The sequence below is a fragment of the Bradyrhizobium sp. USDA 4474 genome, from assembly GCF_054057515.1.
On the sequence record NZ_JBSRZJ010000002.1, the window covers coordinates 5,052,379 to 5,077,009 of the forward strand.

25 protein-coding genes are annotated in these 24,631 nt (G+C 61.2%); 21 read left to right on the top strand and 4 right to left on the bottom strand.

Annotation, left to right across the window (positions count from 1 at the left end; translation table 11 throughout):
• Positions 1-155 precede the first annotated feature (155 nt).
• Both ACVW16_RS25430 and ACVW16_RS25435 read left to right on the top strand, forming a co-directional pair.
• Positions 156-356, top strand: coding sequence for a hypothetical protein (locus tag ACVW16_RS25430; protein ID WP_456701767.1), 201 nt, complete (start codon positions 156-158; stop codon positions 354-356).
• A 195-nt stretch (positions 357-551) separates the two neighbouring features.
• The gene (locus tag ACVW16_RS25435) at positions 552-857 is read left to right on the top strand and encodes a hypothetical protein (protein WP_456701768.1); all 306 of its coding nucleotides are present in this window, start codon (positions 552-554) and stop codon (positions 855-857) included.
• A 359-nt stretch (positions 858-1,216) separates the two neighbouring features.
• Here ACVW16_RS25435 and ACVW16_RS25440 read toward each other — a convergent pair whose 3' ends face one another.
• Positions 1,217-1,420, bottom strand: a complete 204-nt coding sequence (locus ACVW16_RS25440; protein ID WP_456701769.1) for a hypothetical protein — start codon at positions 1,418-1,420, stop codon at positions 1,217-1,219.
• Positions 1,421-3,533: 2,113 nt separating this feature from the next.
• Here ACVW16_RS25440 and hisN point away from each other — a divergent pair.
• Positions 3,534-4,322, top strand: a complete 789-nt coding sequence (gene hisN / locus ACVW16_RS25445; RefSeq protein WP_456701770.1) for a histidinol-phosphatase — start codon at positions 3,534-3,536, stop codon at positions 4,320-4,322.
• 170 nt (positions 4,323-4,492) lie between these two features.
• On the opposite strand, the gene ACVW16_RS25450 is transcribed toward hisN, so the two are convergent.
• Together ACVW16_RS25450 and ACVW16_RS25455 are read right to left on the bottom strand one after the other, a co-directional pair.
• Entirely contained in the window at positions 4,493-5,158 is a 666-nt protein-coding gene (locus ACVW16_RS25450) for an RraA family protein (protein WP_456701771.1), read from the bottom strand.
• A 21-nt stretch (positions 5,159-5,179) separates the two neighbouring features.
• Positions 5,180-6,388, bottom strand: a complete 1,209-nt coding sequence (locus tag ACVW16_RS25455) for an aspartate transaminase (protein ID WP_456701772.1) — start codon at positions 6,386-6,388, stop codon at positions 5,180-5,182.
• A 141-nt stretch (positions 6,389-6,529) separates the two neighbouring features.
• Between ACVW16_RS25455 and nac the strand changes: the two genes are divergently transcribed.
• The 12 genes from nac (at position 6,530) to ACVW16_RS25515 (ending at position 16,216) form a co-directional block, all read left to right on the top strand.
• Positions 6,530-7,468, top strand: coding sequence for a nitrogen assimilation transcriptional regulator NAC (gene nac / locus ACVW16_RS25460; RefSeq protein WP_456701773.1), 939 nt, complete (start codon positions 6,530-6,532; stop codon positions 7,466-7,468).
• A 115-nt stretch (positions 7,469-7,583) separates the two neighbouring features.
• A complete protein-coding gene (locus ACVW16_RS25465) occupies positions 7,584-8,024 on the top strand; it encodes an acetyl-CoA carboxylase biotin carboxyl carrier protein (protein ID WP_456701774.1) in 441 nt (146 codons plus the stop codon).
• A 4-nt stretch (positions 8,025-8,028) separates the two neighbouring features.
• Entirely contained in the window at positions 8,029-9,381 is a 1,353-nt protein-coding gene (accC, locus tag ACVW16_RS25470; protein WP_456701775.1) for an acetyl-CoA carboxylase biotin carboxylase subunit, read from the top strand.
• Positions 9,378-10,037, top strand: a complete 660-nt coding sequence (pxpB, locus tag ACVW16_RS25475; protein ID WP_456701776.1) for a 5-oxoprolinase subunit PxpB — start codon at positions 9,378-9,380, stop codon at positions 10,035-10,037. Before accC ends, pxpB begins: the two co-directional genes overlap by 4 nt.
• Positions 10,034-11,020, top strand: a complete 987-nt coding sequence (locus ACVW16_RS25480; protein WP_456701777.1) for a 5-oxoprolinase subunit C family protein — start codon at positions 10,034-10,036, stop codon at positions 11,018-11,020. Before pxpB ends, ACVW16_RS25480 begins: the two co-directional genes overlap by 4 nt.
• Positions 11,017-11,436 (top strand): hypothetical protein, encoded by a 420-nt coding sequence (locus ACVW16_RS25485; RefSeq protein ID WP_456701778.1) that lies wholly within the window; start codon positions 11,017-11,019, stop codon positions 11,434-11,436. The genes ACVW16_RS25480 and ACVW16_RS25485 overlap by 4 nt, the downstream gene beginning before the upstream one ends.
• Positions 11,433-12,221, top strand: coding sequence for a LamB/YcsF family protein (locus ACVW16_RS25490; RefSeq protein ID WP_456701779.1), 789 nt, complete (start codon positions 11,433-11,435; stop codon positions 12,219-12,221). Before ACVW16_RS25485 ends, ACVW16_RS25490 begins: the two co-directional genes overlap by 4 nt.
• A gap of 89 nt (positions 12,222-12,310) precedes the next feature.
• Positions 12,311-13,078, top strand: a complete 768-nt coding sequence (locus ACVW16_RS25495) for an SDR family oxidoreductase (RefSeq protein WP_456701780.1) — start codon at positions 12,311-12,313, stop codon at positions 13,076-13,078.
• Positions 13,079-13,092: 14 nt separating this feature from the next.
• Positions 13,093-13,794 (top strand): amino acid ABC transporter permease, encoded by a 702-nt coding sequence (locus tag ACVW16_RS25500; RefSeq protein ID WP_456701781.1) that lies wholly within the window; start codon positions 13,093-13,095, stop codon positions 13,792-13,794.
• A gap of 2 nt (positions 13,795-13,796) precedes the next feature.
• Positions 13,797-14,555, top strand: a complete 759-nt coding sequence (locus ACVW16_RS25505) for an amino acid ABC transporter permease (RefSeq protein ID WP_456701782.1) — start codon at positions 13,797-13,799, stop codon at positions 14,553-14,555.
• Positions 14,552-15,328 (top strand): amino acid ABC transporter ATP-binding protein, encoded by a 777-nt coding sequence (locus tag ACVW16_RS25510; protein ID WP_456701783.1) that lies wholly within the window; start codon positions 14,552-14,554, stop codon positions 15,326-15,328. The genes ACVW16_RS25505 and ACVW16_RS25510 overlap by 4 nt, the downstream gene beginning before the upstream one ends.
• A 42-nt stretch (positions 15,329-15,370) precedes the next feature.
• Positions 15,371-16,216: an ABC transporter substrate-binding protein gene (locus tag ACVW16_RS25515; protein WP_456701784.1), complete on the top strand. Its 846-nt coding sequence runs from the start codon at positions 15,371-15,373 to the stop codon at positions 16,214-16,216.
• A 145-nt stretch (positions 16,217-16,361) separates the two neighbouring features.
• On the opposite strand, the gene ACVW16_RS25520 is transcribed toward ACVW16_RS25515, so the two are convergent.
• The gene (locus tag ACVW16_RS25520) at positions 16,362-18,002 is read right to left on the bottom strand and encodes a tannase/feruloyl esterase family alpha/beta hydrolase (RefSeq protein WP_456701785.1); all 1,641 of its coding nucleotides are present in this window, start codon (positions 18,000-18,002) and stop codon (positions 16,362-16,364) included.
• A 576-nt stretch (positions 18,003-18,578) separates the two neighbouring features.
• Between ACVW16_RS25520 and ACVW16_RS25525 the strand changes: the two genes are divergently transcribed.
• Genes ACVW16_RS25525 through ACVW16_RS25550 form a run of 6 tightly spaced genes read left to right on the top strand, consistent with a single transcriptional unit; the run spans position 18,579 to position 24,620 of the window.
• A complete protein-coding gene (locus ACVW16_RS25525) occupies positions 18,579-19,352 on the top strand; it encodes an enoyl-CoA hydratase-related protein (RefSeq protein ID WP_456701786.1) in 774 nt (257 codons plus the stop codon).
• A 29-nt stretch (positions 19,353-19,381) separates the two neighbouring features.
• Positions 19,382-20,251, top strand: a complete 870-nt coding sequence (locus ACVW16_RS25530) for an FAD binding domain-containing protein (protein ID WP_456701787.1) — start codon at positions 19,382-19,384, stop codon at positions 20,249-20,251.
• Entirely contained in the window at positions 20,248-20,727 is a 480-nt protein-coding gene (locus tag ACVW16_RS25535; protein ID WP_456701788.1) for a (2Fe-2S)-binding protein, read from the top strand. The genes ACVW16_RS25530 and ACVW16_RS25535 overlap by 4 nt, the downstream gene beginning before the upstream one ends.
• A complete protein-coding gene (locus ACVW16_RS25540; protein WP_456701789.1) occupies positions 20,724-21,485 on the top strand; it encodes an N-acyl homoserine lactonase family protein in 762 nt (253 codons plus the stop codon). Before ACVW16_RS25535 ends, ACVW16_RS25540 begins: the two co-directional genes overlap by 4 nt.
• Positions 21,478-23,874: a xanthine dehydrogenase family protein molybdopterin-binding subunit gene (locus ACVW16_RS25545; protein WP_456701790.1), complete on the top strand. Its 2,397-nt coding sequence runs from the start codon at positions 21,478-21,480 to the stop codon at positions 23,872-23,874. Before ACVW16_RS25540 ends, ACVW16_RS25545 begins: the two co-directional genes overlap by 8 nt.
• A complete protein-coding gene (locus tag ACVW16_RS25550) occupies positions 23,871-24,620 on the top strand; it encodes an SDR family NAD(P)-dependent oxidoreductase (protein ID WP_456701791.1) in 750 nt (249 codons plus the stop codon). Before ACVW16_RS25545 ends, ACVW16_RS25550 begins: the two co-directional genes overlap by 4 nt.
• Positions 24,621-24,631 lie beyond the last annotated feature (11 nt).

Genomic DNA, 24,631 nt, shown 5'->3' on the forward strand with positions numbered 1-24,631 from the left:
CACGCGACGTTCGCGTATCCGCGCAGGGTGCTTCTGCTACACCAGCTTAAATGTCCAAAACCCAAAGTCGCAGCGAGGTCATCGATCTGATGTACTTGAGTTGTGGTCCAACAAATGCCCATTATCTTCCTTGATGGGGTGAGGGAGATCTCCCAATGCTGGACGGTGCCACGACCGCGCTTCTGCGCACGATCCTGGATGAGGTTTGCGAGAGCATTTCACCGCATGACGTTGGCGTCCGCGTCTACGTCGCCTCCAAAATCCTGGAGGCCGCCACCAGAGGTGAGACGCGCCCCGATCTGCTTAAACAGATTGGTCAGGAAGCTCTTTCCAAAGCACCAACGATGTGGCGATAGATCTAGTACATGGCTTGTTATTGAGGTGAATTTCAAGGGCTCAGTGGTGAAGATCCTGGCCTGTTATCCAGGTTCGCGCTTCGCGGCGTCCCCTGCGGCATAGCGATCCGGCCAGCTCGCAGAGGTGTATCGTCCTCGCAGATCGATAGCGATTGCACGTCACCCAAATGCGGCGTTATCCGATGGAGCATTGTCATGGCGTATCTTTTTGCGCGCAGCGGACGCGAAAAGCTCCGCGCATCGAAGTTCATTGTGCGTTTCGTTGGCGACATTCACCAGCGCGGGGCGGTGGTCGGTATGCCGATTGAGAAGCGGTACGCGGTGTTCGTCGACTGCGCGTCAAATGGGACGCTTGCGCGATGTCGGCCGTCCAAGTGTCGTATCAATGCGCTGAGGTTCTTGGTGGCACCCCATCGCACGCGCAGGCTCGCCCGATCACACAATGTCCGGCATCTCGATGCTCTGCTCAAAATGACACGTTTTTGTCCTGCGGAGCGGTGACAAGCTTTGTCGATTCGGCCTCTTCAATGGTTAGATTACTCCCAAGCTGGTCACAATCAGCGCTGGTCTCTTACGATCTCGATCATAAACCACCCGACCGTTCCCGCCCTTCCGAACGAAGAATCTGTTTTACGTGGAAGCGCCGTCAGCCAATATCTTGTCCCCCCAGCTGAGAGCGGCCGATCACTGAAACAAGAGAGTAGCTCGCACAAAAGGCTGCGCATCTAGGCCTTGGCCACGCCTTGCGCTGCGATGCCAATCACGTGTCGCGCCAATAAGCTTCGTCCAAAAAAGCGGCCGAACTCAATGTTCGGCGCCGGAACGCCGTCCACTCACGCGAGCCGGTGCGTCGTTCCCGTTTACTCCCGTGCGAGCGCCGCAAGTGCCCTTTCGATGACTGCGATTTCTTGAGTGACCTGAGCGATCGCTTGCTTCGGATCAGTGCCGGTAACGCAGGTCAACTGCTGCAGCAGCTTCCGCCGATGCGCTAGAAGGCTCTCCAGCGCGCTACGGTTGTTTAGTTTCATATAACCGTCGACAATCAATTCGATCGAAAGAGACATCGAAACTCTCAAACAAAGCTATTCTCAACGAGAGCGTATAGCACTGGCAAATGATGTTCAGTTCTTTCAGAGAGAGTACTGAGGGGCGAGCTTGTTAGCAACAAGCGGTCGGCGAGGGGAAGGGTGATCGCGCATTCCCCCCGCATTACCAGCGTTCGGCTCTGTTTGAGGAATTAGTCGGGCAGAAAGACAGCGTATAGCGAGCCAAAAACGCTGCGGATCGTCGCGATGGATTTGCCGGGCTAGCGGAAGGAGGATATTACGAACTGGCATTGTCCTTATCCGCCGCCTAGCGAAGGGCTTCCGAGATGCGATGACAGGCGGCGCGTTGATCGACGACAGAGCAGACCGCGCTCCGGTCTCTTTCGGTCGAGGCCTTTCCGCTCGCGTTTAGACTTCTGAAGTGGACGGTCGAGTCGGAGGCGCGAACGACGCGTGCATTCGGGACCACGCGATTTCTCGTCGGCGGCCTCATCATGACGTCGCGACGCGGCAAACAATCGACGACATCCAGCCCGCTGTTGCCTAGCCCCGAGGACTTGATTCGGCTCGGGTATCAGGTGCTAAAGCTGTATCGGCATTTACCGATAGCGGATTAAATAGCCGCACTGTTCGACCGGTTCTAGCTCGCGGACCTGTTGGTATTCGGCCGTTATCTCGGCAGTTTGTTAGCTTGGCTACACGCCCAGCATCGTTCTCGCGAGCTAACCAGCTGAGACAGTCACAACTTTATCTTTCATCGGTCTTCGACCGCGGCATAAGATTTGCTCTACTTGCGGAGCCGCTGCGGAACCCTGTCCGCCGCGAGAGGCGCAGCAAGGAAGGAAGCGAGTTGCCAAATCTACGACTGGAGAAAGTGTATATCGCCGGCAATATCCCCAGCAGCATTCTCAAAGGTAAGAGGCGGCACCAGGCGAAGGTGGGACATCGAGTAGGCGCGCGCCGACCGGGCTTGGCTGCGAGATACCCTCGCGTCGATATTTGCACTTGTCGCCGTTGGGCAAATGGCAGGCCTCTTGCGTGTCGCCGATCCCGTAGAGCTACTTCGGAGGTTCTCCGCGGCCGACGTCCGGTTCGGGCGCGGGTTGGCGAGGTCGAACACGGCGAAGGCTGAAATCAGGCTGATCCCTGGAGGACGATGCTCGCGTCTAGTCAACAGAGCTTGTGTGCGGGACTTTACAAGAACGGGCATGAAGCCTGCCAAGACGTTTTTCGTCGCGACCAATTTCGCTCGAGCGTGACAGACTTTCGGTCGCTCAATGTAAGCGCGTCTTTATGTCCCATACCAAATTTGGTAGGCGGGCGTTTAGCTCCACGTTGCGTAACCGTCGTTTCCACGGCAAAGCTTGATATTCAAAGCAGCGGCAATTTTGTTTCTGCAGAATCATCAGTCCCCAAAGCCCCTCCGCCGCAGCTTACCGCGATGCTGCAACTAGCAGTTCGACATCGGCACAAAGCCGGTACAGCAATTAACGTCCAAGGCTGAGATCGTCAAAGCGAGTCGAATGACAAAGTTGCCATTGTGTTGACGGTCAGCCCTTCACCCTTGAACCCGCAGTAACTGACGTGTCCTGATGGCGGAACTTCGCGACGATTGGTGAAGACGGCGCCGCGCCCGAGTTGCCGAATTCGAGAAATCTATTGCCGCCGTCAGCTTTTCGTCAGGGGACCGGGCTAGTCAGGCGCTGCCCGAAAGTTCCCTGGGCAGCCCCACGAAGCTCCTTCACCGGGTCATGCGCGACCAGGTGGAAAGGCAACGTCGTAGCGTTTGGTGAATATCGTGCCTCGCGCGCTATACTTCATCGGCAGCGTCGGGCGCGAAGGGCGATACCGGGCGAGATGCCGGAAGGACAATACAACGTCGAGGATGGATACGTACTTCTTAACAAGTTCAAAGATAGTGGCGTTGTGAATCAGGTCGCCTTTGATAACGACGATGATCGCCCCCCTGTCGCGAAACGATACTTGAAAGACGCAGGACGTTTGCAGGATCCTGGAGCCGCCTTAGCGGATTGCTTGAGCCGATATTGGCCGTCACAAATCTGGCATCTGAAAACACAAGCGGGCGCGCTCTACCATCCGCGATACCCCCGCTGTTCCTGAAGGAGTTGTAATGGCCCACTATGCCGTCACGGCAGACGATGCCGATGTATATCTGTCATTTGCCGCCGAGCTCGCGGACTCAGTCAGGCCCATCGTGCTGTCCTATTTTCGCACGTCGCTGGACGTCCTCGCCAAGTCCGATGCTAGCCCGGTGACGATCGCCGATCGAGCCGTCGAGTTGCGTCTCAGGGAAAGGATCGAGGCGCGCTTTCCGGAGCATGGCATCATCGGCGAAGAGATCGGAGCCAAGCCCGGCGTCGCATTCACCTGGATCGTCGACCCGATCGACGGCACCAAGAGCTTTATCAGCGGCTTTCCCTTGTTCGGGACGCTGATCGCGTTGAGTTATCAGCAGCAGCCGTTCTGCGGCGTGATCGACATCCCCTTTACCGGCGAGCGGTGGATGGCGAAGCCCGGCGTGGCGCGGTTTGGCGATGGATTGGTTCGGACCAGCGCATGCGAGCGCGTCGCCGACGCGAGCTTCTACACCACATCGCCTGACATGTTCCGCAAAGACGAGATGGAGGCATTCGAGCGGCTGTCGCGAGTTGCGCGGATGCGCCGGTTCGGCGGTGATTGCTACATCTATGGCCTGCTTGCGTCGGGACACTGCGATATCGTTCTCGAAACGGGGCTTCAGCCATATGACTACATGGCGCTGGTTCCCATCGTGCAGGGCGCCGGCGGCTGCATCACCGATTGGGAGGGATGCCCGCTGTCGATTCACTCGGAAGGGCGCATCTTGGCAACCGCAACGCCGCGGCTTCATTCCGAAGCGCTCGCCTTGATCCAGAGATAACTACCGATCATGCCTCCTACAGGACGCATCGGAGGGACGGTCGTTCGCCCTTGCTGACCTTAGGGATCTGATGGCCAAGGCGACGCCCGAGAGGACGGGCGATCAGCCCGTCGGCATCGCCGCTGACGGCCCGGGAACTGGGACTTGCGGCCTGCAACAGCTTGTAGCGCTTAGTTCGCGCAACGCGCCTCAAGCGCATCGACGAAGGCGCGATCCCAGCGACCCTCGCGGATCGCATCGATGGTGCCTTGCTCTTTGCGCTCCTGCGCCAATGCTTTCTCAATGACCGTTACGGCCAGAGCCGGCGGAAATGCCAGCAGGCCGTCTTGGTCGCCGACGATGATGTCACCCGCGTTCACTGGCATGCCGCCGACGGTGATCGGAACGTTGATCGCTCCCGGACCGTCCTTGTAGGGACCACGATGGGTCACGCCGCGCGCGTACACGGGAAAAGTGCGTGCACGGATTTCCGTAACATCGCGAATGGCGCCGTCGAGCACCATGCCGGCAAGCCCGAGTGAGGCTGCGGCGAGCGTCATGATGCCGCCGACCAGTGCGTTGGAGATGTCGCCGCCGGCGTCAACAACCATCACGTCGCCGGGACGGCAGAAGTCGTAGGCACGAAGGATGGCGAGGTTGTCGCCGCCGCGCGTCTTCACCGTCACCGTGGTGCCCACCATCGGCGCCGGCGAGTGATAGGGGACTAGGCCGGTGCTGCCGCAGTTGCGGTGCAGCTGATCGCTGAGCAGGGCGACCGCGATGGTCCGCAGTTTTGCGATCACCGCGGGATCGGCTTGCGGGGCCGAGGGATTTTTTTCGATGCCGGTGTTTGACATGAGGTGCTTTCGATCGGGATGCTAGCGGAGTTCGGAGACAGCGTGAGCGATGCGGTTGATGCCATCGTCGAGCACATCGAGCGACGCGGCGATCGAGATGCGGAAGTACGGCGATAAGCCATAGGCGCTACCTTGGACCACGGCGACGCCAACGCTTTCGAGCAGGTACATCGCGACGTCGCCGTCGGTTTCGAGGTGCGCACCGGCCGGAGTTTTTCGACCGATCAACCCTGCGCAATTGATGTAGAGATAGAACGCGCCGTCGGGCGGCAGGCAGCTCAAGCCCTCGATCTGGTTGATCCGCGTCAGCATGCGATCGCGGCGGGTACGGTAGATCGCGACGCTTTCGGTGACGAAGCCCTGATCGCCGTTGAGCGCTTCGACCGCGGCAGCCTGACTGACCGAGCAGGCGTTGCCCGCGGCCTGGGACAGTAGCGTGTTCAGCGCACCGATCAGATCGGGGGGGCCGGCAATCCAGCCGATCCGCCAGCCGGTCATCGCGTAGGTCTTCGACACGCCATTGACCGCAAGCACGCGGTCTGCGAGTTCGGAAGCAGCGTTCAGCAGGTGCGGCGTTGTGCGGCCATCGAAGCGGATGTGCTCGTAGATGTCGTCCGTCATGACCAGCACATGAGGATGCCGTACGAGAATATCGGCCAGCTTGCGATATTCCGCCGCCGAGTAGCTTGCGCCCGTCGGATTCGACGGCGAGTTGATGATCAGCCATCGCGTCTTGTTCGTGATGGCAGCCTCGAGTTGCTCCGGCGAGATCTTGAAGCCTTGGCTTTCCGGGCAGGCGACAATCTTCGGAACGCCCTCGCAGGCGATCACCATGTCGGGGTAGGAGACCCAGTAGGGAGCCGGGATGATCACCTCGTCGCCGGCCTCGATCGTCGCCTCCAGCGCGCTATAGATGCCGCTCTTGCAACCGTTGGTGACAATGATGTCGGAAGGTGCGTAGACGAGGTTGTTCTCGCGCTTCAGTTTGGCTGCAATCGCCTCGCGCAGATCGACGGACCCTGGCAACATCGTATAGCGGGTGGCGCCCTTGTCCATCGCCTTTGAGGCCGCGGTGCGAATGTTCGCAGGCGTATCGAAGTCCGGCTCGCCGACGACAAGGCTGACGATGTTCCGGCCCTCTCGCTTCAGCGCCGTTGCCCGATCGGCTGCCGCCGAGCTGGGCGAGGGCTTGATGCGCCTGACCCGTGCGGAAATACGAGGATGGTTCATAGTGATTGACCCTGGCTAAGCGAGGTGCGACGCTAGAGATTGAGCCCGGCCCTGGCCAACACGAGTTCAATCTGGCCTGATAGGCATATCTTATGGATGCTCTGCTCGGGTCTGGAGCAGACGGCAGTCTGAGGAGAGGACGTGAATCTCAGGCGACTGCAGTACTTCGTGAAGATCGTCGACGTCGGCAGCCTGACGCAAGCGGCCGATGTGCTGCATGTGGCGCAGCCAGCGCTCAGTCAGCAGCTCGCGACCCTCGAAGGCGAGGTGCGTCAGCAGCTTCTCGTGCGCACCAAGAGCGGCGTAGTGCCGACCGAGGCCGGAAAAGTGCTGTATCGCCACGCCCAGCTCATCCTGCGGCAATGCGACCAGGCGCGTGCCGACATGAACGCGGCCGCAAAGAATATCTCCGGCGCCGTTGCGGTGGGACTCGCGCCAGGGACTGCCGCGGCAGGACTGGCTCTGCCGCTGCTGCGCACCGTGCGGGCGCGGCACCCCGGTATTTTGCTCTATTTGAACGAGACCTACGGCACCACGCTTTCCGAGCTCGTGATGAATGGCCGCATGGACCTGGCGGTTCTCTACGGCGGCAAGACCGCCGTCCACGGCCTCTCATTCCAGCCACTGCTGCGGGAGCCGCTTTACCTTGTCGGCCGCGGCAGCATGGTGGCGCCACCGGCCGAGGTGCCGCTCGCGATGATCGTTGACACCGAGCTCTACCTCGCGCGTCCCTATAATGTCGTCCGCAAGATGGTGAATGACGCTTTCGCGGCCATCGGCAAGGTGCCGAAGGTCATCGCGGAAATCGAATCCGCCAGCACGCTGACGGCCGTGATCTCCGATGGCCTTGGTGCCACCATCCTGCCCGAATCGATGGCGCGGCAGGTCGCGTCCTCCTGCGATGCCTGGCAATCCTGCATCATCGAACCCGTGATCGAGGCGCCGCTGGCGCTGTGCCAGTCCGATCATTTGCCGCTCTCCGAACCGGCACAGGCGATCAAGGAAATCCTGCTGGAGCTTGTGGCCGGCTTGCCGGGCAATCTGATTGCGCATGATGAGCGGTCTCAGAAGGCGTCATAGCGGTCCCTTATAGGGGCAAAGCCAATCCGTCTTGGTCGGCAGGAATCGATGGCGCTAGCGTCCATCCAGGCGCGACGGCCGCGCCAGGCCACGATCCCCGAACTGGCGGCGCTGCATGGACCTGAACCGTCTAAAGACTCTGATCGATGCGATGGCTGCGTCTGATCTGAACGAGATGGAGTTCAGCGAAGACGGCTGGTCGCTCAGGCTGGTTCGTCGGGCGCAGCCGGACGATATGGCTCGGGTACCGGTCAAGGCCGCCCGATCCACGCGAGCCAGACAGTTGCCAACTCGCGCCGAACCCGAAGCGGCGCCGAACAGAGAAGCGAAGATCGCAGCGCCCTTGTTCGGCATTGTGCATCTGCAACCGGCGCCGGATGCATCCGTCTTCGTTTCGGTCGGTCAGACCGTGACGGCTGGAACCCCACTCTGTGTCATCGAGGCAATGAAGATGTTCCACGAAGTTCGCGCCGAACGGGATGGCACGGTGTCGGCGATTTTGGTTGTCTCCGGTCAGGAAGTCGAGGCCGGCCAAGAACTGATAAGGTTCGCGTGAGCCCATGTTTGGATCGGTTCTCATAGCCAACCGGGGAGAGATTGCCCTACGTATCCAGCGGACCTGCCGGCGTCTCGGATTGCGAACGATCGTGGTCCATTCCGAGACCGATCGAGGGGCGCCGTATGTGTGTCAGGCTGACCTTGCTCTGTGCATCGGACCCGCCGCGGCGGCGCAGAGCTACTTGAACCAGAAAGCGATTCTGTTTGCGGCCGAGGTCAGCGGAGCCGAGGCGATCCACCCGGGCTACGGATTTTTGTCTGAGAATGCCGGCTTTGCCGAGCAAGTCGAGGCCGCGGGCCTGACATTCATCGGTCCGACCGCCGCGAGCATGCGCGTTATGGGTGACAAGATCGCGGCCAAGCGCGCCATGAGAGCGGCGGGCGTTCCGTGCGTCCTCGGTCCCGATGCGGCCCTGACTGACGATCTTGATGTCGTGCGCGCGGTCGCAGGCGAGATCGGCTATCCCGTGATCCTGAAAGCCGCCGGGGGCGGGGGCGGTCGCGGCATGCGGATAGTCGAGAGCGAAAGTGGCTTGCGCGACGCGCTGCTCCTGACACGGGAAGAAGCGCGGCGGGCGTTTGGCAACAGCGCAATCTATGTCGAGAAATTCTTAGGGCATCCGCGCCACGTCGAAATCCAGGTGATCGCCGATACACACGGTAACGCGGTCTGGCTTGGTAGCCGCGATTGCTCACTCCAACGCCGTCATCAGAAGGTGATCGAGGAGGCGCCAGCCCCGCAGATCGAAGATGGGCTGGTCCGCGAAATCGGCGAGCGCTGCGCGGAGGCTTGTCGGCAAATCGGCTATCGCGGCGTCGGCACTTTCGAATTCCTGGTCGAAGATAATTCGTTCTACTTCATCGAGATGAATACGCGCCTCCAGGTCGAACATCCCGTCACCGAGATGACCACCGGGATCGATCTCGTCGAGGCTCAGATCCGCGTGGCGCAGGGTGAAAGGCTGCCGTTCAGGCAGGGCGATATCGCCTGTCGCGGTCATGCCTTCGAGTGCCGCATCAATGCCGAAGACCCGGACAGTTTTGTGCCGTCACCCGGTGTGATTGATACCTGGCAGATGCCGGGCGGACCTGGCGTGCGCATCGACAGTCACGCGAGTGCCGGTTACCGCGTCTCGCCATATTACGACTCGCTGCTCGGCAAGCTTATCGTCCATGGCACGACACGCGATGAGGCGTTGGCCCGTTTGCGGGTGGCGCTCGACGAGGCGCGGATCGAGGGGATTGCAACAAACCTGCCGCTGCACCGGCGCCTTGTCGCCGATCCCGATTTTATCCGCGGTGGCGTCAGTATCCACCATCTCGAGACGAAACTTCGGTTGAGTAGGCAGCCATGACGACGGACCGGCCTCGCACAAGCCTGCTCGGGACGACGGCGCTGCTGTTCGAGGCGCCCGGCGAGACCACGCTCGAAACGCAGCGGCTGATTTGGGCCTTAGCACACGAGGCAGCCGGATTTCCCGGTGTGCGCGAGGCTGTGCCAGGCATGAACAACCTCATGCTGGCCTTTGTCGAGCCACCGCGACGACCGGAAGAGATCGAGCAAGGGCTCGTCGAACTCTGGGACGTCATCGAGCCGCTTCCGATTGCCGGGCGTTGCATCGATCTGCCCGTCACCTATGGCGGAGAAGCCGGGCCGCATATGGCCGATGTCATCGAGCACACCGGCATGAGCATCGATGAGATCGTCGAACGCCACAGTGCGCCTACCTACACCGTATTCGCGCTCGGAAGTCACCCCGGCTATTGCTATCTCGGCGGCATGGATGGGCGCATCGCGACGCCGCGCCGCAAGGTGCCGGTGCTCAGGATTCCGGGAGGAGCCGTGTCGATAGGCGGTAGCCAGACCGGCGTGTCTGCCTCGGACGGACCGAGCGGGTGGAATACGATCGGCAGCACGCAGGTCCCATTCTTCGATGTCGATCGTAGCCCGCCCGCGCTGCTTCAGCCAGGCGACAGCATCCGCTTCAGGGTTGTCAGGGTGCTGCGATGATCAAAATCTTGTCAGCAGGCGCGCTTGCGACGGTCCAGGATCTCGGTCGTACCGGTGGGCTAAATCTCGGCGTCGGGATATCGGGCGCCATGGACGCGCTCGCCCTTGTCGGAGGCAATATCCTGCTGCGCAACGAGGAGAACGCCGCAGCCATCGAGATTCCGGTTCTTCCCTTCAAGGTTCGCTTTGAGCGCTCAACCGTTTTTGCCGTCACCGGCGCCGACTGTGCGGCGAGGATTGGTGAGACGCCGGTATTGCCGTGGTGGGCGCATCGCGCCGAAGCGGGGCAGGTGCTATCGCTGTCGCTTCCCAAGCAGACCACATGGCGCGCGAGCCGCGCCTATCTGTGCGTCGCCGATGGTATTGACGTGCCGGCTGTGCTCGGCTCACGCAGCACGCAGTTGAGAGGCTCATTTGGTGGCCACGAGGGGCGGCCGCTCCGCGATGGCGACAAACTGCCGACCGGACATTCGAGCGGCCGAGCCGTTCCCGGCTTCGGTCTGGTCCCGCCCGGGCTGGCGCTCCCGCTCGAGACCGACGGCGTGCCCGCCGTTCGCGTGCTGCCGGCCGCCGAATACGACTGCTTCACGAAGTCATCGCACGGTGCGTTATGGTCGACCGCCTGGAAGATCACCCCGCAGAGCGACCGCTATGGCTACAGGCTTGCCGGCCCTGAGCTCATCCCACTGCGTCCGCTGGAATTGCGCTCACATGGCATCGTGCCCGGCGTCATTCAGGTGCCTCATGGCGGCCAGCCCATCATCCAGATGCGCGATGCACAGCCCTCCGGCGGCTATCCCAAAATCGGCACGGTGATCGAGGCAGACCTCTGGCGCCTCGGCCAGGCCCCGATCGGGAGCAGCGTCCGCTTCATCCGCTGTAGCTGGGATGAAGCGCTGAGCGCCTCGGCGGAAGTCCGCCGCTGGCTTGCCAACGCCCGTCGTCTCGTCGAGCTTAATTGCGGCGAAGGACGTGGCCGGTGAGCAATCCTCTCGATCACGTCGATCAGTTGAGTGTCTGGCTCCAGGACGCCGACCTCGCGCTGCTCGAGCTGCGCGGTCCGAGCGCCTCGTTGCGCCTGGTCAACGACGGCGCAGTGGTGCGTGTCGTTGAAGGTGAGGCGACCTCGCCCGTCGACGCACCGTCAATGACCCTCCGCGCGCCGTCGCCGGGAATTTTTTTCGATCGGCATCCGCTTCACGAGCGTGCAATCGCCTTGGCCGACCCCAATGTCAGGGCTGGCGAGCCTCTCGGCTTCCTGCAAATCGGTCCTTTGCTTCTAGCCGTGGCTGCCCCGCTGTCGGGAATGGTGACCGATGTGCTGATCGCCCACGGCACCGTCGTCGGCTACGGCGAGCCGCTGTTCCTACTACGTCCGATTGGAGGTGAGACAGCATGAAGATCGATCTCAATGCCGATATGGGCGAAGGTTTTGGTCCGTGGTCCATGGGCAATGACGAGGCGCTGCTCGACCTCGTATCTTCGGCCAACGTCGCGTGCGGTTTTCATGCGGGTGATCCCCTGATCATGCAGCGCACGGCGGAGCGCGCCAGGGCGTGCGGCGTCGATCTTGGGGCTCACGTCGGGTTTCCCGACCGTCAGGGATTTGGCCGACGCGTGATGCAGATCGACCCCACCGAGCTCGCCGCCATGGTCACTTACCAGCTCGGCGCACTCGATGGCATCGCGCGGGCCGTCGGGCATCGCGTCACGCATATGAGCTTTCACGGCGCGCTGGGCAACATTGCAGCGGCCGACGCCGAACTTGCCCTGCCATTGGTTCGCGCGGTCGCCGCATTCGATCCCGATCTCCTGATCGTCTCCTCGAGCAGCCGCGCCATCGAGGGTGCGGCGGCGCAGTGCGGTATCAGGGTCGCCACGACCTTCCTGGCTGACCGGGCCTACGACGACCATGGCTTGCTGGTTTCCAGGGCAAAGCCCGGCGCCGTCATTCATGACGCCGGGGTGGTCGCCGAGCGGGTCAAGCGTCTGCTGCGTGACGGCGTTGTTATTGCCGCCAGCGGAAAAGCGCTAGCCATGCCGGTCAAATCAATCCTGTTGCACGGGGATACCCACGGCGCCGTCGAGCTGGCCCGAGGGATTCGGGCCTCGATCGAGGCTGCCGGCGGCGAGATCGTGCCGGTTTCCCGGCTTGTGGCGGACTCCGGCGGACCGGGTAGGTGATCATAAGGGGACCTTATCTCGCCACATTTAATCCCTCTTGGCAGGAAAGTTGCGCGATCGTTTAACGTGTTGGAAAGGTGAGGACCCCCATGCCATTCTCCGATTACAGGACCGCTCTCGTAACCGGTGCCTCGTCTGGCATCGGCTTGGCTGTGGTCGAGCGCCTGGCGCGCGAGGGCCTGAAGGTTCATGCGCTCGCACGGTCCGCGGGTGCGCTAAGAGCTTTGGCCGCTCGCACCGGCTGCATCTCCCATGCGATCGACGTTAGAGATATTGCGGCTGTCACCATGCTTGCTCAGCGTATTGAGGTCGACGTGCTCGTCAACTGCGCGGGGGTTGACCGGCCGAAGAAGTTTCTGCAGTCCGATCCGGACGACATTGATCTTCTGGTCGACGTCAACCTGCGTGCGATCCTGCATCTCTGCCGTCTTCTCGTGCCGGGCATGGCCCAGCGCGATCGCGGTCATGTGGTGAACATCACGTCGATTGCCGGCGCTTACAACTTTGCGGGCAATTCGAGCTATCACGCGACCAAGGCGGCCGTCAGCATGCTGACCAGTCAGCTCAGGGTCGATTGCTTCGGCAAGCGCGTGCGCGTCACCGAGATCTGCCCCGGCAGGGTGGCAACCGATATCTTCGCCCATGTCCACGGCGACAGCGCCGAAACGCGCGCGAACTTCATCGAAGGCTTTGAACTGCCCGAGGCAAAGGACATTGCCGATGCAATCGCGTTTGCGATTGCGGCTCCGGTCGCGGTGAATGTCGGCTACATCGAGATCACACCGACCTTGCAAGTGCCGGGTGGCTTGTCGACCACGCGCCCCGAGGGTTTTCCAAAACCCATTCTGCCGACCTAGAGGAGGGGCGCGCGATGAAGGGTTTCGACCTCATGGCCGTCCTGCTCAATCCGGAGTTCAGCCGGATGCTGGTCCATGGGGTGAAGATGACCTTCATCGTCTTCATCGGCTCGTGGCTTCTGGCGATGAGTCTTGGAATGATCCTGCTTGCGATCCGAATGCTGCCGGGCCGGATCGCCAGCGGTTTTGTCGCGATCTACGTCTCCTACCATCGCAATGTGCCGACCTTGGTGCAGCTCATGCTCTGGTATTTCGGCATTTCGAGCTTGCTGCCGGACTCGGTCCAAATGTGGCTCGGCGATCACAACGGCGAAGCGTTGTTCGCCATCATTGCCTTGGGGTTGTGCCAGGCGGCGTATTTCAGCGAGGATCAGCGCTCTGGTCTACGCGCTGTGCCGAGGGGGCAGTGGGAAGCGGCGCGTGCGCTGGGGCATAGCTACGTCGGAGCGATGGCCTACATCCTGCTGCCGCAGGCCGTTCGCAACGCGATGCCGGCGCTGGTGAGCCATACCGTCTCCTTGTTCAAGAACTCCAGCCTTGCGATGGCGATCGGCGTCGCCGAGCTGACCCACGCCGTCAAAGAGGTCGAGAACCAAAGCTTTCGTCCGTTCGAGACCTACCTGATTGCCACGATCGTCTATCTCGTCTGCTCGTTGCTGCTGATGTGGCTTGGTCACCATCTGGAGCAACGCAGCCGCATGGCCGGAGTGATGTGATCATGTCGCTGCTCCCGAGCATGATCGACCTTGTCAGGGACAACTGGCTGTTGCTGCTCGTCGGCCAGTATCCGAACGGCCCGCTTGGGGGTATCGCGGCCACCCTCATTCTCTCCGTCCTCGGCATTGCCTTGGCCTTTCCGCTGAGCGTTGTGATGGCGCTGGCCAGCCTATCGCCGTGGCGGGCGCTGCGCTGGCCGGTCATGGGCTTGGTCTACATGACCCGCGGCGTGCCACTGCTTCTGATCATTTTGTGGGTCTATTTCGTGCTGCCGCTGATGATCGGCCATAGCGTGCCGGCGTACGCGACCATGCTGGTCACGCTGGTCGGCTATGAAGCCGCATTCCTGAGCGAGATCGTGCGAGCCGGAATTCAGGCATTGCCAACAGGCCAGATGGACGCCGCCCGCGCGCTCGGGCACAGCCGTCTCGGGGCGATGCGCTACGTGATTCTGCCGCAGGCGCTGTTCAACATGATCCCGAGCATTCTCAGCCAGTTCGTCTCCACCATCAAGGAAACGACGCTCGGCTACATCATCAACGTCCCCGAGCTCACCTTCGCGGCCGGCCAGATCAACAACCGGCTACTGACCAAGCCGTTCGAAGTCTATTTCCTCCTTGCCATCAGCTACTTCATCGTGTGCTGGACCTTGACGCAGGCCATCAGCATGGTCGAGCGGCGGATAACCGCGCGCCGGACCGCAGGCCCGGTTGCCGTGTCTGCACTGCCTGCCTTACCCGCAAGCGCATCAGGGACATGACCATGTCGCATGAACCTCCATCCCGGGATGCCGATCCGATGATCAAATTCGTCGCCGTGCACAAATTTTTTGGGGCACTCGCCGCGCTGACCGACGTTAACGCCGAGGTGAAGAAGGGCGAGGTGGTGGTGGTCTGTGGGCCGTCCGGCTCGGGGAAATCGACGCTCATCCGCACCGTCAACAGGCTCGAGGAAATTCAGTCGGGCTCGGTGCTGTTCGAGGGCAAGGACGTTCACGGCAAGTTGGGTGGCACGGCGCTGAATCACTTGCGGAGCCGGATCGGATTCGTTTTCCAGAGCTTCAATTTGTTTCCACATTTGAGTGCGCTCGACAACGTCATGCTTTCGCCGATCAAGGTGAACGGCGTCAAGCGCAGCGAGGCGCGCGAAACGGCACTTCGCCTGCTGGATCGCGTCGGACTCGCGACCAAAGCCCAGAACTATCCGGGCCAGCTCTCCGGCGGACAGCAGCAGCGCGTCGCGATCGCGCGTGCGCTCGCCATGGAGCCGCCGGCGATGCTGTTCGACGAACCGACCAGCGCGCTCGATCCGGAGATGGTGGGCGAGGTGCTTTCCGTCATGCGCGGGCTTGCACGCGACGGAATGACCATGATGTGCGTGACCCACGAGATGAACTTCGCGCGCGATGTCGCCGATCGCGTCTGGTTCATGGACGCCGGAAGGGTGCTCGAGACGGGAGCTCCGGTCGACTTCTTCCGCTCACCGCGACATCCCCGTGCGCAGCGTTTTCTGTCGGACCTGCACACAAGGTGAGCGCGCTGACTTGATGTGACCAATCTGGAGGAGTGAACACAAATGTCTTTCAAGAATCGTTCGATCGGCTTGGTGGCCGCGATCGTAGGCCTTGCTGGGATCGCGTCAACGGCCTGCGCTGACCAGCTCTCGGACATCATCCAGCGCAAGGAGCTGCGCTGCGGAACCTTCGCGGACGTTCCGCCATTTGCGGCGCCGGATGCCAAGACACGTGAGATGGTGGGCTTTGACGTCGACCTCTGCAAGGTGATCGCCCAACACTGGGGCGTTGTCGCCAAGGTCACGCCGCTCTCGGTCGAGGCACGCGTGCCAGAGGTCAAGCTCGGTCATGTCGACATCACGGTGGCGAACCTCGCCTACACGCTGGGCCGCGCCGAGCAGATCCAGTTTTCCGATCCCTATTACATCGCCAAGGAAATGCTGGCAGTGAAGGCGGGCGACCCCGGGACCGCCAAAGCCGACTTCAAGGGCAAGCGCCTGGCATCGACCAAAGGATCGACGTCGGAACTCGCGATCAAGATGAACGAATCCGACCCGCTGACTTTCGTCGATACCGGTTCGGCCTTCATGGCGGTTCAACAGAACAAGGCAGTCGGAATGGTGGCGAATACCATGACCATTACCAAGCTCGTCAGCCAGTCCAAGGAGGCGGGGCAGCCGCTGAAGATGATCGAGGAGCCCATGGTGCTTCAGCCGATCGGCATCGGCATGAAGAAGGACGAGCCGGCACTGCTCGCGAAGGTCAACGAGACCCTGCTCGAGATGGACAAGGCTGGGGAGATCAACCAGATCTGGGACAAGTGGCTCGGTCCGAGCACCGAATTCAAGATGACACGTACCGACAAGGTCGCGCCACTGAGCCAGCTGAAGTTCACGCCGCTCCCATGAGCGGGGAAGCGAAGTTCGTGGCTAGCTTCCCCGCGGCATCGCCGTCTTCTTGGCCGTGCCGATCATGACTTGCGTGTTCGCTGGTAGCGTTCTGGAAGGAATTGCATGCCTTGGGGAGGCATCTCTCGCATCCCCATACCGCTCGTCATGGACCATTTCTGCAGTCGTAGCTCCGTGCCAAGTACCTATCACCTCCAATATAATGCGGGTAGTTGGGATAGCGGCACATCGGACGGGACGCCTTCAGAGCAAAGGGCGGCGTGGCTTCCTTCACCGTCTGGATCAACGCGTCGGCCGGCGCGATGCCGTCGCTGGCCCAGTGGTCGAGCGGGTCGAGCAAGTCGACCATGGTCGGAATCGCGATGCCGTCCGGCACGGTTGCGCCGTTGCCGGTGTGGGTGGAGCCAGGCGAAAGATAAAGACGCGCCGAGCCATCTACTGTGGCCTGACCCAGTTTGGCCACGACCGACTGGAAATAGTTGATACCAGCGAGTGGGCTCTGCGCAAGGTCGGCCAGGTTCTCTCGCATGATCAGCTTGCCGCCATGGGCGAAGAACGCCGACAGATCGGGATTGGTGGAATCGAGCAACTTCGAGAGCTCCTCGACGCGGGCGTGGAGATTTTCCGGACGATAGCTCCGCACATCGAACTTGTCGTCACGTGCGATCATGAAGCGCACGGCATTCACGCCGTAGATCCAATGTTGCGAAGCCGTAGCCACATCTACTGGGTCGGTTGGCGGGGCCGTGCCGACAACCCAGCGTGCCATGGTGGATCGGTCGGGGTCGGGTGTCGTCTCGTTACCATAGAGCCATTGCGGATAGTCGGCGATGCCATTCGCCATCGCGAACGGGAAGGGATGCGGCGCATGAACCGCCTGGATGGAGGCGATCTGCGGATCCGACAGGCAGTTGTCGCCCGTATCTGTTCCACCAGGGCAGCGCAATGCGGCGAGGTTCACTTTGGGCTGGCAGGCGAATGTATTGCTGACGATACCATCGCGCAGGCCGTCAAGCTCGTCGCAAGCTTCCATCACGAACTTCGCCAGCATCTCCGTCTTTGCTGGATTGAGCCAGCCGCCGTCGAAGTGCGGCAGCACGTTCGGGATGTAGGACTGGAAGAGCATAGACAACTGCACTACCGGAACGACGCTGACGACGCCGTCATAATCGACCGGAAAGCGCTGAGCCATGGTGAGCCCTTCGCGGCCGCCTTCGGAGCCGCCGAAATAGTAGATCCTCGCCGGCCGCCTACGATAGAGCAGTTCGCTCAAAACTACGGCGACGTCGCGCACCTTTTTGTAGGATGCATAAGCATAGTTGGTCAGCATTTCGTCGTTGAGACCGAACTTGCCGATGGAGTCGCGCGGGAAGCTCGCGGCCTGGTGACCGGAATCGGTGCCGAGCGTGGCATAACCACGCACGATCGGCAGCACCTCGTCAGGCGCAGCATCGCGGAGGGGCGCAAGACCCGTGATCAGTGTGCCATTGTAGCCGCCACCCCCATATTGCAACAGCTTGCCGTTCCAGGCGACCGGCAAATTGAGCTCAAAGTTGATCAGCTGCGCCGACGGATCAACCGGGGAGATGCTGCCCAGTACCTTGCAGAAGTCGGGCGTCGCGGGCGTCTTAGCCTGCGCTGCAGCGCGGACGAAGCTTGCAGAAGCGACGACGGTGTTCCCGCTGGGAAGCCCGATCAACGTGGCTGGAATAGTCCTATCGGCCAGTCCCATGCAGGCGCGCTGAAATGCCTCGTCGGCGACTGAGGGGCCGCCGGTCAGCAGCACAACGAGCGCGCCAAGCGCGAGACTGTAAGCAGCGGCCGATCGGTGCCGCCTTGCGCGAGCAGGGCGGCCGTTCTTTCTGCCTATCACCATTCACTTCCTCGTTGTGGTTCTAGCGCGGAGCCCGATGCACGCGTTACTTCTCCCGCTAACCTGCCAACGTGTCAAATGTCTGAGATAGGCTTAGATAGCAGATCTCTTCGGTACGCTTCAGATGACCACCGTAATCTCCGGCATAGTCTCTCCGTCGCGAAGTCATGGGCCCCGCAGTCACCGCGTGTCTGCCAACCCTCGGCAATGTCCTTTACTAAATCCCTTCTTGTCGCGAGACGTCGGTTTTTGGGGATGGTGGGAAGTTAAACGCCGGATAGGGATGTCCGACCGCCTGCGTCGGAACCCCCCCCTCGCTGGCTGCAAGCTCCGCGATCCAAACTGTGACATCAACACGAGATTTTAAAACGCGGAGTGAGGGCTTAGCCAGGGCTTGACTCGCCGGAGAAAATTAGTCTAGTTATGCAAGTAACGGGTGAGCCCGACCTTCGTCGGTTGCCCAAGCCCGTCTCAGCCCAGAGAGGCAACGTGGAGGAAATTCGTATCGAGAGGCGGGACGGCGTTGCGCACGTGGTTCTAAACCGCCCAGCGATAAGGAACGCGGTCACGCTTGATATGTGGCGACAGCTCGCTGACATTTTCTCGGGCTACACCAGCGACCGGAATGTTCGCGGGGTCATTCTGAGTGGGGCGGGCAAGGACTTTTCCGTTGGCGCCGACATCTCCGAATTCGATCGCATCCGAGAAGACCGTCATCAGGCTGTGGCGTACGAAGTCGCAGTCGATGCCTGCTCGGGGGCAATTGCTGCGCTGGGAAAACCCGTCGTCGCGGCGATCGCCGGTTACTGCCTCGGGGGCGGCTGCCATCTCGCGCTCGCCTGCGATTTCCGATTCGCCAGCCGCACCGCAACAATCGGGATCCCGTCAGCCAAGCTTTCTATTGTCTACGGGGTGAACAGCGTTCAGCGGCTCCTGGCACTCACGGGGCTGTCGAATGCAAAGCGGATCCTTTATTCAGCCGACCGCTTCGGAGCAGAAGATGCCCTCCGACTAGGCTTGATCGACGAGCTTCACGAAGACGCCGTCGCAGCTGCAGAGGAGTTCCTGCGGCGCCTGTCCGTCAACGCGCCACTCTCGATCTCCGGTGCCAAGTTCATGTTGAACGGTCTTTCGATGGGTAACGGCGCGCTGGATCTCGCGGCGGCACAGCGGCTCGTCGACGAAGCGTCTGACAGTAGGGACTTCAAGGAGGGCCGCGACGCCTTCGTGCAGAAGAGACCACCACGCTTTCGCGGAAATTAATTCGGGATGGGGAAGGTTGGAGAAGGCCCATGAAGCCTGCCAAGTTTGACTATGTCTCGCCATCAACGGTCGAGGCCGCGATCGAAGCGCTTGTCGCCTCGAACGGAGAAGGGAAACTGCTGGCCGGCGGTCAGAGCCTTCTGCCACTCTTAAACTTCCGGATGGCGCGACCTTCGGTTCTGATCGATCTTAACCGCATCGGCGGGCTTTCCTACATTGAGCATCGGGAGGGGCGGATTGCGGTCGGGTCGCTAACGCGACATCGTGACCTGGAGCACTCGCCACTCATCGCTGCGAAGCTTCCGGTCATGTCGGCGGCGATGCGGCACGTGGCTCATCTGGCCATACGCAATCGGGGTACGATCGGCGGCAGCTTGTCCCATGCGGATCCTGCCGCCGAACTGCCGATGCTAGCAGTATTCTATGATGCAATGATATCCATTCGAGGACCGAATGGGCTTCGGAAGGTCGCTGCGGAGCAGTTCTTTGTCGATGCTCTGACGAATTGCCTGCAGCCGGACGAAATCGTCACCGAAGTCGATTTTCCAGTTCTTGATCAGGACGGGTGGGCATTCGAAGAAGTCGCCCGCCGCTTCGGCGATTTCGCGCTGGCTAGCATCGCTCTATCAGTCCGCCGCGCGGGTACCAGGCTTGAGGATGCGCGCGTCGCTGTGATGGGCGTGGCCGACACTCCGCTGCGCTTGAAGGCAGCCGAGCGGGAGCTCGTTGCATTGCCGCTCGACGACCAGGCTCCGGAACTCTTTTCCGACATCGTCGCGTCGAAGATTTCGCCAAACGACGATCTTCATGCATCGGGGGAGTACCGCGTCCATCTCCTAAAAGAGCTGTCCAGGCGCGCATTGCGCAAAGCACTCCGACAAAAGGAGAAAGCAGCATGACGGAGATCTCGGTCAGAGTGAACGGAGAGTGTTACAACGTCGCGGACGTTGAACCGCGCATGTTGTTGTCCGACTTTTTGCGCGATCGGCTGGGCCTCACCGGTACGCATGTCGGCTGTGAGCACGGTGTCTGCGGCGCCTGCACCATTCTCGTGAATGGCGATAGCGCGCGCTCCTGCCTTATGCTGGCAGTCCAGACGGATGGCGCCGAAATTGTAACCATCGAAGGACTTGGCTCGCCCGACGAGCTCAACGTCTTGCAAGCGCAGTTCCGTGAGCATCACGGACTCCAGTGCGGCTATTGCACGCCGGGCATGCTGATGACCGGCGAGGACATGCTTCGAAAGTATCCGCTGGCGACGGATGAGGACATCAGAGAGGGCCTTTCCGGCAATCTCTGCCGCTGCACAGGCTACCAGAATATCGTGACTGCGATCCGCAGTGCCGCCGCGATGCGCGCGGAGAAAAAATCATGAAGTTGAACTTTCTCACCGCCGGACACCTCCGGATGAAGAAGAGCATCTACGTGGCCGGCGCAGATCGCAACGAGACGATCGACCTTCCGGTCAGCTGTGCGCTTATCCGGCATAAGCAGGGTAGCCTTCTGTTCGACACCGGATGCCATCCGGCCGTAGTCGATGATGCTGAGGGACGGTGGGGACCGCTCGCGAAAGTCATGAGGCCGATGATGCGAGCGGAGGAGACACTCCTGGCGAGCCTGGCTTGCACGGGCCTCGGGCCTGATGACATCGACATCGTGGTCAATTCGCACTTTCACCCGGATCATTGCGGCTGCAATCAGTTCTTCCGAAAAGCGACGATTTTCGCTCACGCCAAGGAGATCGAGGCAGCGAAGGCACCTGGCGCCGATAGTGCGGGATACCTCAAAGCCGACTGGGATTACGGACACCCCATCGAGCCTGTGAACGGCGAGAAAGATCTGTTCGGTGATTCCAGCGTGGTGTTGGTTCCTCTTCCAGGCCACACCCCTGGCACTATGGGCGCACTGGTCAGCATGGACCGGGACGGCGAGTTCCTGCTTGCGTCCGATGCTGTCAGCCTACGCCAGAACCTCGATGCGGACGCAGCCCCTCGTAACACTTGGAACGTCGAGCAGCAGATGAAGACGTTCGCGGAGGTTCGCAGAATCGAGACGTCCGGCGCTACCGTGATCTGCGGACACGACTACGCGCAATGGCAAGGCTTGCGCAAAGGTGGTGAGGGCTATGAATAGAGATCACCGCGCCAACGCTTCCGACGTGCTGCGCCCCAAGAACGTCGGCGCACCGATCAGGCGTACCGAGGATCCCCGCTTGCTGGCGGGCAACGGTGAATACACCGCAGATCGCAGGCCGGATCGGCCGTTACATATCGCCTTCCTGCGCAGCGCACAGGCGCATGCCAGAATTGTGCGCGTCGGCATCGCCGCCGCTCTGAAGGCGCCTGGTGTCATCACGGTGCTGACCGCGGAGGAAATTTCCGGCGACTTCAAACCGGTCGTCCCGTTCTCTCGGACGCCGAACTACTACGCAACTCCGATTCTACCGCTTGCCTCGGGAAAAGTCCGCTATGTCGGAGAGGCGGTCGCTGCCGTCGTCGCGACCTCACGCTACCTGGCCGAGGACGCGGTCGAATTGATCGAGGTCGACTACGAACCGCTGACCCCGCTCGCGCGCGCAGAGGTGGCGGTCGCCGAGGGGGCGGCTCTGCTGCATGAGGAGGCTGGGACGAATGTCCTGATTGCTCGAGAGTTCAAGAAGGGGGATGTTGCGGCCGACCTGGCAGCTGCTGCCGTGAGGGTAGGTGGGCGCTTCGAAATGACCCGCAAGGCGGCGCTCGCGATGGAGCCGCGGAGCTATTCTGCGGAGTACGACAAGCGAAGAGACGCGCTCACGCTCTACACGTCATCGAACATTCCGGGAATTGTACGTGATGCCATTTCGGGGTCGCTGTCACTTCCAGGCCATCGCTTGAGGGTGGTCGCCCCCGACGTCGGTGGTAGCTTCGGTTCGAAGGGATCCCTTTATCCAGAAGAACTCTTGATGTGCATCGCCGCGCGCAAGCTGCGCCGGTCGATTAAATGGACGGCAGACCGGCTTGAGGACGTCAGCAGTAGCAGCCAGGCCTTTGCAGAGATCGTCGATGCCGAGATGGGCTTCGACGCTAACGGTCTGGCCATCGCGCTGAAAGCAGACGTGATCGGCGACGTGGGCGCCTTCTCGATCTATCCATGGACCTGCGGCCTGGAGCCGGTGCAGGTCGTCAGCTTTCTGCCCGGGCCCTACAAGATACGATCCTACCGCGGCGCGGTTCGCGGCGTCGCAACGTGCAAGCCCCCGACCGGTCCCTACCGGGGCGTTGGTCGGCCCGTTTCGACCTTTGTCTGCGAGCGCTTGATGGACATGGGCGCCAAGGCGCTCGGGATTGATCCGCTTGAGATCAGGCGCCGCAACCTGGTACGGAGTGAGGAATTTCCATACCGCATCGCGTCCGGCATCATTTGGGACAAGACCGGCTTCATCGAGTGCTTGGAAGCCGCCGCTGAGGCAGCGGGTTACGATCAGCTGCGAAAGCAGCAGTCGGAGGCCCGCAAACGCGGGCGACTTTTCGGCATCGGCATCGCTTCCTATGCAGAACTGACGGGGATCGGCTCTCGCATTGCGGTGGCGCCTGGTATGCCGATCAATACGGGCTCCGAAACCGCAAAGATTACAATCGATTCGACTGGAGGCATCACCGCAGCGTTCGGGGTCGCCTCCCACGGCCAAGGGCTCGAGACAACTCTGGCGCAGATCGTCGCCGACGACCTCGGTGCTCGTTTCGAAGACATTCGTGTCATTCAGGGTGATACCGACGAGGTCCCGATGTCGACGGGGACCTACGCAAGCCGTAGCGCTGTGCTCGGCGGTGGTGCCGCGAAGCACGCTTCTGAGATCCTTAAGGGAAAGGTCAAGCGAGTTGCATCGCATCTTCTGGAGACCAGCGCCGACGACCTGGAGATTTCCGAAGGCAAGGTGACCGTGCTCGGGACCGATCGCGCGGTGTCTTTCAAGCAGATCGCAAAGGCCGTCTATTCCGATATGAAGACCTTGCCGGTCGAGGCACGGGAGGAACTGACGGCGAGCTACACCTATGACCCAGTCAACGGCACAACCGCAGCAGCAACTCACATAGCTGCCGTCGAAATCGATCCGGCGACGTGCTTTGTGAAGATACACAAGTTTGTTGTCGCCGAAGATTGCGGCCAGATCATCAATCCGATGATTGTCGATGGTCAGGTTCACGGCGGCGTAGCACAAGGGATCGGCGCGGCGCTGTTCGAAGAGCTGATCTACGATGACGATGGTCAATTGCTCACCGCAAGCCTCGTCGATTACGTGATTCCGTCCGCGCCGGAAGTGCCGACCATGGATGTCGTCCACGTCCAAAGCGAGTCTGCAGTGTCCGGCGGATTCCGCGGCATGGGCGAAGGCGGAACAATCGGCGCGCCGGCGGCGATCGCTAACGCCATAGCCGATGCGCTATCGCCGCTCGATATCGACATCTCGATTCTTCCGATGACGCCGGAACGCATCTTCAGGCTTATTCAGGACGCCAAGCTCACAGCAAAGGGAAAACCATGACCGACCTAAAGGGACGTATAGCGCTTGTAACGGGAGGTGGCCGCGACGTCGGCGCCGCAATCTGCAGGATGCTGGCTGACGGTGGCGCATCGGTCGCCGTGAATTACCACAGCTCGCAAGCTGACGCAGAAGCTGTCGTTACCGAGATCAAAAATGCAGGCGGAAAAGCGAAAGCCTATCAAGCCGACATAGCCAATGCGAACGTCGTGAAGAAGATGGTCGATGACGTCAAGAGTGACTTCGGCGGCCTCGACATTCTCGTCAACAACGCTGGACTGGTGTTCCGAAAGAAGTTCAATGAGAGCACGCCGGAGGATTGGAAGAAGCAGATTGACACCTGCCTTTACGGCGCATTGAACTGCTCGCATAGTGCCGGACCACTGCTTGAGGCGTCAGGCTGCGGGCGCATCATATCGATCATGGGCGACTCATCGCGGGTCGGCGAATCGGGCCTCGCGCTTGGCGCGGCCGCGCGTGCCGGCACCATCGCGCTCATGAAATCGCTCGCTCGTGAATGGGGCCGTTCTGGAGTTACCGCGAACTCGATCTCGCTAGGCCTGATCGAGACCGCACACGACAAGGTCTGGGTGGAAGCCAATCGCGACAAGCTCGTCAAAGCTTACGCCATTCGCCGTCTGGGCCTGCCTTCGGACGTGGCCCCACTGGTCAGTTTGCTCGCGTCCGACGCCGGCGCCTGGATCACCGGCCAGGTGATCAGCGTGAACGGCGGATATTCGATGGTCTAAAAGGGGGACGG

Coding starts and splice junctions, on each gene's coding strand:
- ACVW16_RS25430 (WP_456701767.1), top strand. CDS start 156: ATGCTGGACGGTGCCACGACCGCGCTTCTGCGCACGATCCTGGATGAG.
- ACVW16_RS25435 (WP_456701768.1), top strand. CDS start 552: ATGGCGTATCTTTTTGCGCGCAGCGGACGCGAAAAGCTCCGCGCATCG.
- ACVW16_RS25440 (WP_456701769.1), bottom strand. CDS start 1,420: ATGTCTCTTTCGATCGAATTGATTGTCGACGGTTATATGAAACTAAAC.
- hisN (WP_456701770.1), top strand. CDS start 3,534: ATGGCCCACTATGCCGTCACGGCAGACGATGCCGATGTATATCTGTCA.
- ACVW16_RS25450 (WP_456701771.1), bottom strand. CDS start 5,158: ATGTCAAACACCGGCATCGAAAAAAATCCCTCGGCCCCGCAAGCCGAT.
- ACVW16_RS25455 (WP_456701772.1), bottom strand. CDS start 6,388: ATGAACCATCCTCGTATTTCCGCACGGGTCAGGCGCATCAAGCCCTCG.
- ACVW16_RS25465 (WP_456701774.1), top strand. CDS start 7,584: ATGGACCTGAACCGTCTAAAGACTCTGATCGATGCGATGGCTGCGTCT.
- accC (WP_456701775.1), top strand. CDS start 8,029: ATGTTTGGATCGGTTCTCATAGCCAACCGGGGAGAGATTGCCCTACGT.
- pxpB (WP_456701776.1), top strand. CDS start 9,378: ATGACGACGGACCGGCCTCGCACAAGCCTGCTCGGGACGACGGCGCTG.
- ACVW16_RS25480 (WP_456701777.1), top strand. CDS start 10,034: ATGATCAAAATCTTGTCAGCAGGCGCGCTTGCGACGGTCCAGGATCTC.
- ACVW16_RS25490 (WP_456701779.1), top strand. CDS start 11,433: ATGAAGATCGATCTCAATGCCGATATGGGCGAAGGTTTTGGTCCGTGG.
- ACVW16_RS25495 (WP_456701780.1), top strand. CDS start 12,311: ATGCCATTCTCCGATTACAGGACCGCTCTCGTAACCGGTGCCTCGTCT.
- ACVW16_RS25500 (WP_456701781.1), top strand. CDS start 13,093: ATGAAGGGTTTCGACCTCATGGCCGTCCTGCTCAATCCGGAGTTCAGC.
- ACVW16_RS25505 (WP_456701782.1), top strand. CDS start 13,797: ATGTCGCTGCTCCCGAGCATGATCGACCTTGTCAGGGACAACTGGCTG.
- ACVW16_RS25510 (WP_456701783.1), top strand. CDS start 14,552: ATGACCATGTCGCATGAACCTCCATCCCGGGATGCCGATCCGATGATC.
- ACVW16_RS25515 (WP_456701784.1), top strand. CDS start 15,371: ATGTCTTTCAAGAATCGTTCGATCGGCTTGGTGGCCGCGATCGTAGGC.
- ACVW16_RS25530 (WP_456701787.1), top strand. CDS start 19,382: ATGAAGCCTGCCAAGTTTGACTATGTCTCGCCATCAACGGTCGAGGCC.
- ACVW16_RS25535 (WP_456701788.1), top strand. CDS start 20,248: ATGACGGAGATCTCGGTCAGAGTGAACGGAGAGTGTTACAACGTCGCG.
- ACVW16_RS25540 (WP_456701789.1), top strand. CDS start 20,724: ATGAAGTTGAACTTTCTCACCGCCGGACACCTCCGGATGAAGAAGAGC.
- ACVW16_RS25545 (WP_456701790.1), top strand. CDS start 21,478: ATGAATAGAGATCACCGCGCCAACGCTTCCGACGTGCTGCGCCCCAAG.
- ACVW16_RS25550 (WP_456701791.1), top strand. CDS start 23,871: ATGACCGACCTAAAGGGACGTATAGCGCTTGTAACGGGAGGTGGCCGC.